Here is a 14,818-nt window from a genome sequence, read left to right as displayed (position 1 = left end):
CTTTGAGAAACCGGGTTTTTCCCAAACCCGATTTCTATAGGCTAAAATCCCTAGCTAAGAATTAGCCGATTATTAGATACAGCTGATTAATCACTGCACTAATTAGATTATGGGTGACAGGAAGACTATCAACTACCATCCCCAGACACAACAGCATCATGTAGGAGATGGAATAGAGAAACAACTCTTTAGCGACAGTGCGATCCTCTGGATTTTGCAACAACCGCCAAGATTTGTAGATAAATAATCCTCCCAGAATTAGGGCGATCGCAGCATAAAGAATTCCACTCGCTCCCAAGGGATAAACCAATAACCCGGTTGCAACTACCGTAAGCAGGGTATAGTACCAAATCTGCTTCACTGTTGCTGTGTCACCTTCAACTACAGGTAGCATTGGTATCCCAACCTTTGCGTAATCGTCCCGAATCATTAGAGCTAAAGCCCAGAAATGGGGCGGTGTCCACAAAAAGACGATGGCAAAAATTAACCATGCTGACCAGCTTAATGTGCCTGTGACAGCAGCCCAACCCACTAAAGCCGGAATTGCCCCAGCCGCCCCACCAATAACGATATTCTGCGTGCTGTGACGTTTTAGCCAGTGGGTGTAGACCAAAATATAAAAGACGATGCCAGAAAAAGCTAATAGGGCGGCTAACAGGTTGGCAAATACTGCTAGGAGTGTAAAGGAAATCGTCGCCAGTGCGATCGCAAAAATTAGAGCATCGCGTGGCTGCACCTTACCCGAAGGCATCGGACGATGGCGCGTCCGCTCCATGTCATAATCAATATCCCGGTCATAGACACAGTTAATCGTCTGGGCGCTTGCAGCAGCCAAGGTGCCACCAGTGAGAGTTACTAGCAACAGCAATGGGTCTACTTCTCCCTTAGCAGCAATCCACATACTCCCAGCCGTAGTAATCAAAAGCAACGGAATAATCCGAGGCTTCGTTAGCTGGTAGTAACTTTGAATTACCTGTAAAAATGTTTCGTGGTGGCGAGAGACATTAGTCTCAATCATTTTGGCTCTGGTTCCTTATTTTTCAACAACTTATATGCAGCCCCCGCTCAAGCTGGCTCTTTCAGGCAAACGAAAACACAGATTTTCTGCACCTGCGTGGGTCGCAATACTCGCCGTTGCGGCCATCATCAGTACTCAGTTATGAGTGCTGAGTGTTGAGTTATGAGTTAGGAATTCTTCCCCTGCTCCCTCATCTCCCTCATCTCCCCCATCTCCCTCATCTCCCTCATCTCCTCCACTCCCCACTCCCCACTCCCTACTCAGCACTAACTGAGTCACGCAGTCCAAGAACTGTGAAAGCCACCAAAGTACCCAGCAAAGTAGCTCCTATAGCTTGGTGAGAGACGGTGAGAGGCTCGACTTGGAGATGTAATTTGAAAGTGGCTACTCCCAAGAAGATTTGTAAGATCAACAACCCACCAGCCATATTTGCCAGTCGCCGCAAAGCTGGATGTAGTGCTGGTGTCAGCCAACACATAAATACCATTGCCAAGGTTGCTACTGTTGGCGGCACCAAACCAGCAATATGGCTGTACATTACAGTACAAAGTTGAGAACCGCCGAGGCATTGGTGTAGCGCCCAGCGAGAGCCTACCAAAGCACCTAGCAGACTTTGCAGGTAAACCAGAACAGCCGCAGTTAAACCTACCCAAGGCAACTTACCAACGGTTCCATTCCCCTGATAGGGTGTGAGTGCGGTGCCGATAATCAGGAGGGTGGTAAAAAACAACAGCGCCGTCCCCAAGTGGGCGGTAACGATATCAAACCGCAACAGTTCGGTAACGGTGAGTCCCCCCAAGATACCTTGGAAGACGATTAAAAACAGGGCGAATGTAGATGCCCAAGGCAGCCAAGAGGGTAAGAAACGACGATGCCACCAGGACAAACCGAAGAGTGCGATCGCGCTTACACCAATTAAAGCTGCATCCAATCTGTGAAACCATTCCAAGAACACTTGGAAATTCATTTGCTTGGCTGGCACCAGTTCGCCATAGCATAAAGGCCAGTCTGGGCAAGCAAGTCCAGCATTCATCACGCGAGTGGCACTGCCTATTGCCATCAAAATTAAGGTGGCTATGCAGATTTTCCACACCAAGCGCCGAATCATTTCCTTGGGCTTTTGCTGCTGAAGTGCCGCTTCATTTTGTTGTTGGAGGACAAATTCGCTCATGAACGATACCTTCTGCCCGCTCTTGGTGGATCTCTTAAAATTTTCAATTTTCTTTTAGCGTCCCATCTACACCCTAGCGTATAGGCTAAAGGTTTATAGATTAGCACTCACTTATACTTTGAATCACTCCAGCAATGTTTTGCCTGAAGCTTTAGGTATTTTTCAAGATGTGGGAAATTGATTAATGACCATTAATTTAAACATTCTAAATTTTTCCTTAAGTTTTTACATTGATTTACATCTATTTTTGGCGTTATATGATATTAGACTCATACTCAAGATTAGTAAAATAGTCAAAAAAATTAATAAAAATTTCAGACCTTTGGACTCTATCTCTTACAGCCTAGACTACCTTAGTAAGTGGGTAGCTTTGAGCTAACGTAGTAAATTCATTTAAGTAAGCCGTGAAGATTCCAAGTTCAATCTGGACATTACTCATTGGCATCGTGCTAACATTAGTCAGCCTTTGGTACGGTCAAAATCACGGTCTGTTGCCAGCAGCAGCAACGGATGAAGCCGTATTGGTGGATGGTCTATTCAACGCGATGATGATCGTTTCTACAGGTATATTCCTGCTCGTAGAAGGTATTTTAATTTACTCTGCAATTAAATACCGTCGGCGTCCAGGTGACAATGAAGACGGCCCACCAGTTGAGGGCAATATACCTCTAGAAATTCTCTGGACGGCAATCCCAGCAATTATCGTTTTCGGCATTTCAGTTTACAGCTTTGATGTGTACAACGAAATCGGTGGCTTTGATCCCCATGCTATCCATGAAGCGCCGATGATGAATCAGGAATCGATGAAAATGCCTGGGGCTGCAATGGCGCAGCGTGCAGGAAGCGCACTCGCGGCAACTTTAAGCGATACTCCTGGCAGCAGCGAACCCAACCTCAATCAAGAAAAATCTGATGAGGCAATGCAAGACCCAGCTACCGCAGAAGTCCGCAATGCTGACCAAATTCCCCAACTGCGGAATGCCCCAGGTGTAGGTAGTGTTGCCCCGACAATTGGCGGCAGTCCTGAAAAAGCAGGCAAACCAGCAGAATTACAGGTCAACGTCACTGGTCTACAATATGCTTGGATTTTCACTTATCCTGAAACTGGTATAACTACAGGTGAAATGCACGTCCCCATCGGACGGGAAGTGGAAATCAATATGACAGCCAACGATGTCATTCATGCCTTCTGGGTGCCAGAGTTCCGGCTGAAACAAGATGCGATCCCCGGTAGGCAAAGCGAGATTCGCTTCACCCCCAAAAAAGCAGGCGATTACGTCCTAATCTGTGCTGAACTTTGTGGCCCCTACCACGGAGCGATGAGAGCGCCAGTAGTCGTTGAGACAGAAGAAGCCTTTGAGAAATGGGTGCAAGAACAGTTAGTTGCCAGCAAAGAAACGCTAAATCAAGCCGTTGCTGTTAACCCTGCCGATCTATCCGCAAATGATTTTCTTGCTCCTTACATTAAGGACATGGGAATTAAGCCAGAAATCCTGCATCAAGTTCACCATTAATCAATTGTTATTTAGTCAAAATCCAATGACTAATGACTAATGACTAATGACTAATGACTAATGACTATGACACAAGCTCAGTTGCAAGAAACTGCCAATATCCCAGTCCTTGTTGATGAACCAGGGAGCAGAAAATGGCAAGATTACTTTGGCTTTCAAACCGACCATAAGGTGATTGGGATTCAATACCTAGTCACTTCGTTTATTTTCTACTGCATTGGCGGCGTAATGGCTGAATTGGTTCGCACAGAACTGCGAACCCCAGAGGTAGATTTTGTCACCCCAGAAGTCTACAATAGTCTGTTCACGCTGCACGCCACGATCATGATTTTCTTGTGGATCGTGCCAACAGGGGCAGGGTTTGCTAACTATCTAATTCCCCTGATGATTGGGGCAAAAGATATGGCATTTCCTCGGCTGAATGCTGTTGCCTTTTGGATGATTCCCCCTGCGGGTGTATTGCTAATCGCTAGTTTAGTAGTGGGCGATGCACCGGATGCCGGTTGGACTTCTTACCCTCCCCTGAGTTTGGTAACAGGACAAGTGGGTGAAGGCATTTGGATTATGAGTGTCCTGCTACTGGGTACGTCCTCAATTTTGGGGTCGATAAATTTCCTTGTCACATTGCTGAAGATGCGTATTCCCAGCATGGACATACACAAAATGCCCTTGTTCTGCTGGGCGATGTTCGCTACTTCGGCACTGGTTTTGGTATCAACCCCAGTTTTAGCAGCAGGTTTGATTCTGCTTTCCTTTGACTTAATTGCCGGAACAACATTTTTTAACCCGACTGGCGGTGGCGACCCGGTAGTATACCAGCATATGTTCTGGTTTTACTCCCACCCAGCCGTTTACATCATGATTTTGCCCTTCTTTGGCGGAATTTCAGAAATTATCCCGATTCATTCCCGCAAGCCGATTTTTGGCTATAAAGCGATCGCTTATTCCTCTCTCGCCATCAGCTTTTTAGGGCTAATTGTTTGGGCGCACCACATGTTTACCAGTGGTGTCCCCGGTTGGTTGCGGATGTTCTTTATGATCACCACCATGATCATTGCCGTACCCACGGGAATTAAAATATTTAGCTGGTTAGCAACCATGTGGGGTGGAAAAATCCAGCTTAACAGCGCTATGCTATTTGCCATCGGCTTTGTTGGCACCTTTGTAATTGGCGGGATCAGTGGCGTAATGTTGGCAGCAGTGCCTTTTGATATTCACGTTCACGATACCTATTTTGTCGTTGCACACTTGCACTATGTCCTATTTGGTGGTAGCGTTCTCGGCATTTTTGCGGCGATTTACCACTGGTTCCCGAAAATGACGGGACGAATGCTGAACGAATTTTGGGGTAAGGTTCACTTTGCCTTGACTATCGTCGGTCTAAACATGACCTTCTTACCTATGCACAAGCTGGGTTTAATGGGCATGAATCGCCGTATTGCCCAGTATGACCCCAAATTTACCTTACTGAACGAAATCTGCACCTATGGTTCTTATATACTGGCAGTCTCAACATTCCCCTTCATCATCAATGCGATTTGGAGTTGGTTGTATGGCGAGAAAGCTGGTAATAATCCTTGGAGGGCACTGACCTTAGAGTGGATGACAACCTCACCGCCCGCGATCGAGAATTTTGATCAAACTCCAGTACTGGCTACAGGCCCCTATGATTACGGTTTGGAAAGGGCTAAAGAAGGTGTACCTTTGTATGATCCCAATCCAATCTTATCTGGCGGCCCAAACTCAGTATTAAGAGCAGAACCCGATCCGGCGGTTGCCGCCAATCCCGAAGACCGGAAATAAAAAGGGTATTGGGCATTGGGCATTGGGCATGGGGCATTGCTCAATAATTAATAGTTCTTCTTCCCCATCTCCCTCATCTCCCCACTCCCCCACTCCCCCACTCCCCACTCCCCACTCCCCACTCCCTCACTCCCCACTTATCAAAATTCATGCAAAGTCAAATAATTGACCCAGCTAAAACTGAACTAAATCATCACCAAGCGGCGGAAGCGTCCGTCGGTCATCATGAAGAACATCCAGACCATCGCTTGTTTGGGCTGTTTGTCTTTCTAATTGCTGAAGGGATGATTTTTATGGGACTGTTCGGAGCCTACTTGGCTTTCCGTGCTACCTTACCTGTGTGGCCTCCAGCCGGGACCCCAGAATTAGAACTGTTGCTACCTGGAGTTAACACCATCAATCTAATTTCTAGTAGTTTTGTCATGCACAATGCCGACACTGCGATCAAAAAGAACGATACCCGGGGGGCGCGAATCTGGTTAGCAATTACCGCTATGATGGGTGCTATTTTCTTGATAGGTCAAGTATATGAATATACCCATTTAGAATTTGGTTTAACTACCAATTTATTTGCCAGTGCATTTTACGTTTTGACTGGTTTCCACGGATTGCACGTTACCATCGGCGTTTTGGCGATTGTTGCCGTGTTGTGGCGATCGCGTGTTCCGGGTCACTACAGTAACGAAAAGCACTTTGGTATTGAAGCAGCCGAAATTTACTGGCACTTCGTTGACGTGATTTGGATTATTTTGTTCGGATTACTGTATCTACTGTAAGTATTAATTATTAGTTGTTCACTCTACGCGAACAACTTAATCAGCCTCCATTAGGGGGCTTTTTTAATTAACAGAATGCTGCTGTTGCAGCTAGTTCCCAAGGCGGAAGTTATAGCAACGGACAGGTAGCTTAGGACGGCAATAAAATCACAAAGTACGCTGTTGAAGGCGCGTTTCCCGCCAACTGTCCTAACGGCTTTGGCGACTGCTATAAAAGTCACTCATGCTTTAATTTTAGGCTTTCTGGCCGTAATGAAATGGTAGGTTTATTTCCGCCGATCTGTACTAGCTACCCTTACTTTTCAATATTAAAACAAGCGTAGACTATTCCCACTATTGCTTTTGCTAAATTCAACTGAGTTATTGCAAGTCATACAGACGCGAATAAAAGGTGGGAAAAGTCGGAAAAGTGGGTTGTTTTGTAGAAACTATTGAATAACTACTTAATCTGCTGTAAATTAATATGTTAGGGATAGAGAAAACCAATAAATAAAGTTCGCAAATTGAAGCGAATTTAATTTAAAAGCCATTAGAGATTTCCCAGGATTTTAAGTAGACTGAGATCATAAAATATGAGTGATTGAGAAGTTACACCTATGTACCTCAAAAACCATCACTCGATATTTACCTCAAGGACTTACCTGCTCTTTTTGATTTTCGTCGAACTTACGTTGATATGGCAACGCGATCGCGGTTAGTAATGAATAAAATCTAGTAACAAAATTGTGGTGGACACTGTAAGGATATTTGTGCTTTTAAATTCCACTGTTCAAACTTTTGTCAGTAATCAGACCCAACAGTTAAAATAAATAAATCTCCTGACTCCTGAATATTATTTTCTGCCCACAGTTCTTAATACTGTGGAGTAGTGTTAAAATTTATTTAAATGATAAAATTATTGAACTATTCCAGAAATAAATTTTAGATTAGAATACCTATGAAAAAAAGGTATTAAATTAACCAGTCAAGCGGCTAATGATAAAACTACTCCAAAGCATAGGTAGCCGGAAAAGCTGACTGCCATCAAATACCAACAAATCTAGCGGTAGGTATTCATAACCTCACTCAAGCTCTGAATGGTCAGCAAATTAACAAGTAGTATACGCCACATGAGCCAGAACCCTCTAGTCAGAAAAACACTTCGGAGTCGCTTTGAGACTGTCAAACTGCTCGAAAGCGGAGAATCTGGTAATACTTACTTGTTAACAGGTGCTAGACGTAACAGACATCAACACTATCTCGCCAGAAAAACACTTCGGAATCGCTTTGAGATTGTCAAACAGTTAGGAAGCGGAGGCTCTGGTGATACATACTTAGCAATAGATTTGGATTTACCAGGACAACCCCATTGTGTCGTCAAACATTTCCACCCAAAAGATCCCAATCCTGCTATTCTACCCATCGCTAAAAGCCTATTTGATCGGGAAGCGGAAGTTTTATACCAGCTAGGCAACGACCATGATCAAATTCCTAGACTGTTTGCCCATTTTGATGAAGATGGGGATTTTTATTTAGTCCAGGAATTTATTGACGGTCATGCCTTGACTCAAGAAATTGTACCAGGTCAGCGTCTTAGTGAGAATGCAGTCTTAAATTTATTAAAAGAGATCCTGGAAGTGCTGGTCTTCGTTCACCAAAATAACATTATTCACCGGGATATTAAGCCCCAAAATTTAATGCGACGGCACTCCGATCAGAAAATTGTGCTAATTGACTTTGGGAGTATTAAGAAAATTGGTGCTTTGGGAGCAGGCTTAACAATTGCTGTTGGGACTCCTGGGTATATGCCAAGCGAACAGGCTAAGGGAAAGCCAAAACTTTGCAGCGATATCTATGCAGTAGGGATAATGGGGATTCAAGCTTTGACAGGTTTAATACCTGAGCAACTACAAGAAGATCCCAATACTGGAGAAGTTATCTGGCGCGATCAGGCAGAGGTAAGTGACGCTGTTGCAAATGTTTTAGATAGAATGGTTTGCGATCGCTATAACCAGCGTTACCAATCTGCCGCAGAAGCTTTGCAAGCGCTTAATTCTGATCTGGGGTTGTCACAGTCCTCACAATCTACTAGCATAAACCAAAACACTGATGATAGCTATTGGCTAACTTATAAAAACTTTCTTTTGCTACTAGGAATAGGCCTTGGTGCTACCACTAGTTTGATAGTCATAGTTTTAATCTATACATTTATTAATACAGGTACATCGCCTCCAAACCAACCTACTCAATTAAATAATTTTAGAGAAAAATTGCTTGAGCCCCTGTTTACTAATGTTAATGTGAATAGCCTAGTAGCCAAATCACCAGATCACAAAGGAGTCTATAAAAGCAATTCCACCATTGCAAAGACTATCAAAGAGCAAATTGAATCTCACTATATTAGAAAGAATTAATCATCTACTAGCAATCATAAAACTGGCTATTAACTGGCTTATTCGCGATTTATTTTGACCTAAATATCTAGATATTATTGTAGGATAAATACCTATATATTACTGTAAGATAAACACCATAAACAACATTTAAAGATATGGACAATACAAATCAAAAAAAAGCTTTAATTAACAGTGAAATCGCCCTGTTTCTGAGAGGTTTGATTATTGGTAAAGTGCTGACACTTATAGTTATTGGCGGATTGCTTTGGTGGTTACTGAAGCCAAATTTATTGTCCCGTCGCAGCATTAATTCCTCTAATCAAAGTTCCAACACCGTTTCTAGTACTGCATCAACTTTTCAGACAGTTGCTGATGTCCCCACTGCCTCATTTAATTACGGAGGCAGTACAGCTTGGGCATCTATCCGGCAATTGGTAGATTCTCAGATCCAGAGCGATCGCCCTGAACTACAATTACGTTATGTAGACCCTGTTAATGGTAGCCCTGGTTCTAGCTCAGGCATTCGGATGTTACTTGATGGGAAACTGGACTTTGCTCAGTCCTCCCGTCCCCTTACAGATGAAGAACAAGCTATGGCAAAAGAGCGAGGCTTCACCCTTGAGCAACGTCAGGTGGGTATGGATGGCATAGCAGTGGTAGTCAACCCATCACTCAATGTGCCTGGTTTAACTGTTGAGCAATTGCAGCAGATTTATTTGGGGAAAATTACTAACTGGAATCAAGTAGGTGGGCCAAACCTACCCATCACACCTTTATCTCAACGGCCAGAGGACGCAGATACAGTAATATTTCCTAGCAACACCGACTTGAAGGGGCAAGCACTTAGCTCGAATGTGCAGTATGTTTATTCTACTACAGAGGCAGTGCGCCAACTCAGTAAAACCCCAGGTGGTATATACTACGCTTCTGCCCGTTCAGTAGTACCTCAATGTAGTGTGAAGGCTTTGCCATTGGGTAGCACTTCTGGTCAGTTAATTCCCCCCTATAGCGAACCTCTGATGTCGCCTGAACAATGTCCACGTCAGCGCAACCAGCTAAATACTCAGGCGATCAAAAATGGCAGCTATCCGATTATTGCTAACTTGTCTGTGATTATTAAGCAGAATAAAGGTCGGGAACAGCGAATTGGGGATGCCTATGCCAAACTTTTATTAACTGACCAGGGGCAAAAGGCAATTGAGCAAGCTGGTTTCGTCGCGGTTCGCTAGTACAGCACGGGGTAAATCCAGCTACCATCAGATCCCCGACTTCTTAAAGAAGTCGGGGATCTTATCCCAGGCTAATCATCCAGCAGCAGTCTTTTGAAACCAGCGCTATCAGGTAGGTTATGATCTGTTAAAAATTGCTGATAAGCTAATTCTGACTGAATTTGCATCTTGATATACTCTGTTTTGGGTAATGTTCCTCCTCGTAATCCTGCATATTCCAAAAAGCTGGAAAACTCCCATTCTTCAGGTTGCTTTACCAGTTCTGCTTTCACCGGATTTAAATGAATATAACGTGAGAGGTTGAGAAGATAATCAGTTTGTAAAATATGAATACTTTGAAACCTTCCCTGAAATAGCACCCCAGAACGATTAAAACGCTTATTAATTGCCTTTGTGTAGGAAAGAGAGAGAGATTTCATTGCATCAGACAGAGTTTCATCTCTCAGATAGACCAAAAAATGATAATGATTGGGCATTAAACAGTAAGCAACAATATCTACTGCATTGCTGATGAGATGTTCCCTTATCAACCGGAGAAAATAAATATAGTTCTCACGCTCAAAGAAAATCTTTTGGCGATTGTTCCCCCGATTATAGACATGGTAAAAGTTGCCAGTTTGCAGGGGGGTTTGTCGTCGCGGCATAGGCTTTGAATATGAGATTTTGCTTTTAGTATGCCCTTTTAATCCAATCAGATCCCCGACTTCTTTAAGAAGTCGGGGATCTTGGGGAAGCGATGGCATCATTCACTGCTTATTCAATATTCATCACTTAAGTTGAAAATATTTACATTCACTCGACAGCATAAGAGGTAAATTGGCGTTTAAAAGGAGAATGAAACCCAATGACAATATCAGAAGGGGTTACACCTAATTCAACCAATCGTTCAGCAACAGACTCTTCTGTACCGTTATACTGAATCCATATTTTTCCATTTTGAATATCAAAATGCATAACCGGCCCAAATACCCGCTTATCTCCTTGCCAACCAACATAAGCTAATTGATAATGGTCGTTTTCGCTATCAAGAATTAGTTCGGAATTGACTGTATCCGTGTTAGTTCTAATTTGTGCATGTTCTGTCAATATTTGTTTTATTAGTTGTCGATAATGTTTTATCTTATCCATTGCCGAATCTCCTCCTGTTTAGGATCATAGACTATTAACTTCACTTGGTAGCGTTGAAGGGCACGTTGGACGAAGGGGAGTTGAAAAAAATTTTGATAGGTTTCGCTAGGGACAGCTAAGTATAAGATTCTGTCTGCTTCTTGTTCTTCTAGAGCTTGGCAGTAATTGAGATATTGTCCGAGTGCAGTATGAAATTCACTGATATCTGAATCTGCAATAAAACTCTTAATTTCAACAGCGATTTTCTCTGTATTACGTTCTGCGGCGATCGCATTTTCAGCCGCTAAATCTATTTGTAGTTTAATTGCTTCACTAATCCGAATTGTAAACGGGTCGTGAGTAATTATCCAGCCATCTTTGATTAATGCTTTTTTTACCTGTTGATGGAAAACATCTTTAGCCACTTTGCTATCTCTAGATTAGAGTCTCAAAATGAAAATATGCCATTTTTTATTGTATTTTAGCGTTTAGCTTAACCCAAAATCATATTTTGCTCTATGTAATGCATTCCCCGAAGGGGTTGTCGTTCGCGCAGCGTGTCGTAGACAAGACATCGCACTCTCCATTATTCTGCATTGCTGCGGCAAGTTTTTCTAAATTTTCACGAACAGTGACACTACGAATATGATTCACACCCCAAACTCGTTCAGAAATATCTAAAGCTTGCAAATAAAGAGGTTCCGCTTCACTGTAACGCCCCGTTTCACGATAAATTTCTGCCAAATTGTTGAGACTTTCGGCAACATTGGGATGATTTTCTCCCAATAGGTGCTTGTCAAGTTCCAAGGCTTTTATACATAAGGGTTCCGCTTCATTGTAACGCCTCTGTTCTCTGTACATATAACCAAGAGCGTAGATAGTATCTGCTAGAAGCGGATGCGCCTTTTGTAATAGACGCTGCTTGAGTTCCAATGATTGCAAAAACAAAGATTCGGCTTCGCTGTAGCGTCTTTGAGCGCGGTATATTAAACCTAAATTGTGCAAATCTGTTGCAACATCGGGATTCTCTTCTCCCAAGAATCGCTTATCTAATTCTATTGCTTGTTGCGATAAAGGTTCCGCTTCACTATAACGTCCTTGATGATAATAAAGTAGCGCTAAATTATTCAGTATAAGAGCAAAAGAAGGATGATTTTCGCCAAGCAAACGTTTTTCCAGTTCTAATGATTGCAGATACAAAGGTTCTGCTTCCTCATAACGTCCTTGTTCATCATATAGTAGTGCTAAATTGTTCAGACTGGCGACAACATCAGCATGGTTTTCTCCCCACAGGCTTTTCCTCAGTTCCAAAGCTTGTTGATATAAGAGTTCCGCTTTAGTATATTGTCCAGTAGATTTGTAGAGTCCTGCCAAATTATTCAGGCTAGTAGCAAAAGAAGGATGGTTATCTCCTAATAGACGTTTCCTCAATTCTAAAGCTTGTTTATATAAGGGTTCGGCTTCGCTGTAGTGTCCTGTTGCACGATATATTCCTGCTAAATTGTTCAGGCTATTAGCTAAGTCTATCTGCAAACCTAATTCATTTTGCAATTCACTCGCCTGACGCAAATACTTAATTGCTAATTCTTGTTCTTCTTGATAATTTTGAGATTCACCCCGATCTAATCTGCTGCGGTAAATATCACCTAAGCTTGAATATAAAGTAGCCAAAGTGGGGTTTTTCGTTTCCCCTTCCTGTTCTAATTTCTCGATTAGCCTTTGTAAATCTTGGATGGGCAAGAAAAAGTGATTATTTTCATTAGTATTTGTGCTGGCTAATTCTGTGTCTCTAAAAACAAAGCGTATATGTTCTAGTTCTTTACCAGGAATAGCATTTGTCTTTTTAGATTCAAACCGGAATACACCGTTGCGCCAACTCCAAAAGTCAGGGGCTTTTTTAATCAGGTTGACTAAAATTTGATTAGTTACCCAAAGCACGATCGCAAAAGGAAACTCGCGCAATCCTTCTCTTGTCCACTGTAAGTAACCAAAAAATTTTTCCTGTTCTGATTGCTCATTTCCAAGTCTGAGAAAATAAAGTTGTTCAGCACTAGTCACAGTAATTACCGCCGGGTTCTGCTGACGGAGATATTCTTCTTGTTGTACCAGTTGGTTAAGAGCAGCTTTTAGGCTCGGTTCCTGACGTGCTAAAGTCACTCGATATGCACGAAACTTAGGTTGTAATTCGGTTTCATATTGGGCAATAATCTCATCACGAAAACTAGGATCATCGCAAACTGCAATCAGTAAATTTAATCCCCGTTTTTGAGCTTCAATAGAAACAATTAAATCATCATAAGCATCTTGATTTTCTCCCTGATCATCTAAGGATTCTTCATTTAACATTAATAGCTCCCTTTATTTTCAAGGTTTCTATAATAATTGGATGAACATCATACCAAGTTTCATCAGTGCGATATTCTAGAACATACAGCCCATGTAGTAAATCCAAAAACTCTGCTTGTTTGGGGTCATTTGGCATAAATTGCTCATAAACACTCTGTAAAATATCTATATCAACCTTTCCTAAACGTATGGAAAAATCATTGCGGATTTTATTGATTGCTTCCAGGAGAATTTTATCATCAATGATAACTTCTGCTGAGGGATTTCGCCGGATAGTCCGCAAACAAATGCGGCAACATTCCTTAGCAATCCGAATTAGCTCTCGCAATACGCCACCACTGTAAATCACCATTTTTTCAGCAGTTTCTGCGGCAATTAATTCACTGGATATCCGCTTTTGTAAAACTTCACCGAGAATCTTTGTTGCTTCCTGGCGAGGTTGGGCGTTAGGGAAACGATTTTTACCTTTCTCAAAGATTTTTAATACAGGCATTGCCACAACTTGGTCGTTGGTTTCAGTGGCAATTATTGTGCTGATAAATGTTTCCCGAAGTACTGCGATCGGGATAGTGTAGATAATTTGAAAGTTAGGTTGACAAAGAGCTTTGATGTTATCTCGATAAATTTCGTTAACTCTTCCTAAGTCAAGTTTATCTAAATCATCAATAATTACTAAAACGTTTTGTTTAGTTGCAGTTTGAATAAGTGCAGCAATTTCATTAATTCTGGCAACTAAATCTGATAACTTGCGTTCAAATTCTTGTTTAATTTCATCCCGAACACTAGCATCAGCTTTTAATTTAGAGCTAATCAATTTTAGGAGGTCAAAACCTATACTTGCTTCTGCCTGCAAATTTAATTCTTCAGTGCGAGTGCGGGTAGCAAACCACTTATAAAGAGCTTCTTTAGTAGATTGAGGAATATCAACTTGTCGTGCTTCCGCCTCTGTCATTAAATTGACTGCGATCGCAAACAATATATTAATATGATTAACCGCCGACATTTCAATTTTGTCAGCAATAGAAAATAGAACTACAAAATATTTATTTTGAATTTGTCTGCTAAACTCAGCTAACAAAGTAGACTTACCACATCCTCGATGTCCTGTAAAGACAATTTTGCCATCTCGATTAGGGCTATCTTCCACTAATTGGTTAAGGTCTGCAATCAAATCATCACCATATTGGACTCTAAATCTTTCCATTTCGTTCCGTTCCATCAACGGAAACAGTTCGAGATTGCTGTATGCTTCTTGAAAGGAGTTTAATAATTCTTGAGACATTGGATAGTGCCATAAATATGGGAACTATCCATATAATGGCTCATGATTTTTGAAGTAGAAGTTGAGGTAATTACAACTTCCCTAACTCTGTCAATAAAGGACTACTAGGTGATACTGTCTTATATTTTAAAAGAAGATACTCTACCTTATAGAATCCCAACCAAGACACAAGTAATAGAGGTGAATATAAATATAAA

The 14,818-nt window shown here is 42.1% G+C and carries 14 protein-coding genes; 6 read left to right on the top strand and 8 right to left on the bottom strand.

Annotated elements, in window-relative coordinates; all coding sequences use genetic code 11:
* Positions 1–61: 61 nt before the first annotated feature.
* A complete protein-coding gene (locus V7L05_RS13615; protein ID WP_335164662.1) occupies positions 62–1,018 on the bottom strand; it encodes a heme o synthase in 957 nt (318 codons plus the stop codon).
* Positions 1,019–1,274: 256 nt separating this feature from the next.
* Positions 1,275–2,189, bottom strand: a complete 915-nt coding sequence (locus tag V7L05_RS13610) for a COX15/CtaA family protein (protein WP_335164661.1) — start codon at positions 2,187–2,189, stop codon at positions 1,275–1,277.
* Between the two features lie 404 nt (positions 2,190–2,593).
* Between V7L05_RS13610 and V7L05_RS13605 the strand changes: the two genes are divergently transcribed.
* Both V7L05_RS13605 and ctaD read left to right on the top strand, forming a co-directional pair.
* Positions 2,594–3,703, top strand: a complete 1,110-nt coding sequence (locus tag V7L05_RS13605) for a cytochrome c oxidase subunit II (protein ID WP_335164660.1) — start codon at positions 2,594–2,596, stop codon at positions 3,701–3,703.
* Positions 3,704–3,769: 66 nt separating this feature from the next.
* Positions 3,770–5,506: a cytochrome c oxidase subunit I gene (ctaD, locus tag V7L05_RS13600; protein ID WP_335164689.1), complete on the top strand. Its 1,737-nt coding sequence runs from the start codon at positions 3,770–3,772 to the stop codon at positions 5,504–5,506.
* Here ctaD and V7L05_RS13595 read toward each other — a convergent pair.
* Positions 5,453–5,614: a hypothetical protein gene (locus V7L05_RS13595; protein ID WP_335164659.1), complete on the bottom strand. Its 162-nt coding sequence runs from the start codon at positions 5,612–5,614 to the stop codon at positions 5,453–5,455. The genes ctaD and V7L05_RS13595 overlap by 54 nt on opposite strands.
* A gap of 41 nt (positions 5,615–5,655) precedes the next feature.
* Here V7L05_RS13595 and V7L05_RS13590 point away from each other — a divergent pair, with 41 nt between their 5' ends.
* From V7L05_RS13590 to V7L05_RS13575, 4 genes are all read left to right on the top strand, one after another.
* A complete protein-coding gene (locus V7L05_RS13590) occupies positions 5,656–6,282 on the top strand; it encodes a cytochrome c oxidase subunit 3 (protein ID WP_335164658.1) in 627 nt (208 codons plus the stop codon).
* A 580-nt stretch (positions 6,283–6,862) separates the two neighbouring features.
* Entirely contained in the window at positions 6,863–6,997 is a 135-nt protein-coding gene (locus tag V7L05_RS13585; protein ID WP_335164657.1) for a hypothetical protein, read from the top strand.
* 394 nt (positions 6,998–7,391) lie between these two features.
* Complete coding sequence (locus V7L05_RS13580; RefSeq protein WP_335164656.1) at positions 7,392–8,675, top strand: serine/threonine-protein kinase; 1,284 nt, start codon at positions 7,392–7,394, stop codon at positions 8,673–8,675.
* A 137-nt stretch (positions 8,676–8,812) separates the two neighbouring features.
* Positions 8,813–9,886: a PstS family phosphate ABC transporter substrate-binding protein gene (locus tag V7L05_RS13575; protein ID WP_335164655.1), complete on the top strand. Its 1,074-nt coding sequence runs from the start codon at positions 8,813–8,815 to the stop codon at positions 9,884–9,886.
* A gap of 71 nt (positions 9,887–9,957) precedes the next feature.
* Here the strand turns inward: V7L05_RS13575 and V7L05_RS13570 are convergent, their stop codons facing one another.
* The 5 genes from V7L05_RS13570 to V7L05_RS13550 all read right to left on the bottom strand — a co-directional run bounded on the left by V7L05_RS13570 (position 9,958) and on the right by V7L05_RS13550 (position 14,621).
* Positions 9,958–10,530: an REP-associated tyrosine transposase gene (locus V7L05_RS13570; protein WP_335164688.1), complete on the bottom strand. Its 573-nt coding sequence runs from the start codon at positions 10,528–10,530 to the stop codon at positions 9,958–9,960.
* Positions 10,531–10,678: 148 nt separating this feature from the next.
* The gene (locus V7L05_RS13565; protein WP_335164654.1) at positions 10,679–11,014 is read right to left on the bottom strand and encodes a XisI protein; all 336 of its coding nucleotides are present in this window, start codon (positions 11,012–11,014) and stop codon (positions 10,679–10,681) included.
* Positions 11,002–11,418, bottom strand: a complete 417-nt coding sequence (locus tag V7L05_RS13560) for a XisH family protein (protein ID WP_335164653.1) — start codon at positions 11,416–11,418, stop codon at positions 11,002–11,004. Before V7L05_RS13560 ends, V7L05_RS13565 begins: the two co-directional genes overlap by 13 nt.
* A 91-nt stretch (positions 11,419–11,509) precedes the next feature.
* Positions 11,510–13,339 (bottom strand): tetratricopeptide repeat protein, encoded by a 1,830-nt coding sequence (locus V7L05_RS13555; RefSeq protein ID WP_335164652.1) that lies wholly within the window; start codon positions 13,337–13,339, stop codon positions 11,510–11,512.
* A complete protein-coding gene (locus tag V7L05_RS13550; RefSeq protein WP_335164651.1) occupies positions 13,329–14,621 on the bottom strand; it encodes an ATP-binding protein in 1,293 nt (430 codons plus the stop codon). The genes V7L05_RS13555 and V7L05_RS13550 overlap by 11 nt, the downstream gene beginning before the upstream one ends.
* Positions 14,622–14,818: the final 197 nt, after the last annotated feature.

Origin of the sequence: Nostoc sp. (assembly GCF_036917755.1) — a bacterium.
Taxonomy (GTDB): Bacteria; Cyanobacteriota; Cyanobacteriia; order Cyanobacteriales; family Nostocaceae; genus Nostoc.
Note: the sequence above shows the minus strand (reverse complement) of the source record. Positions and strands in the feature narration are given on the sequence as shown.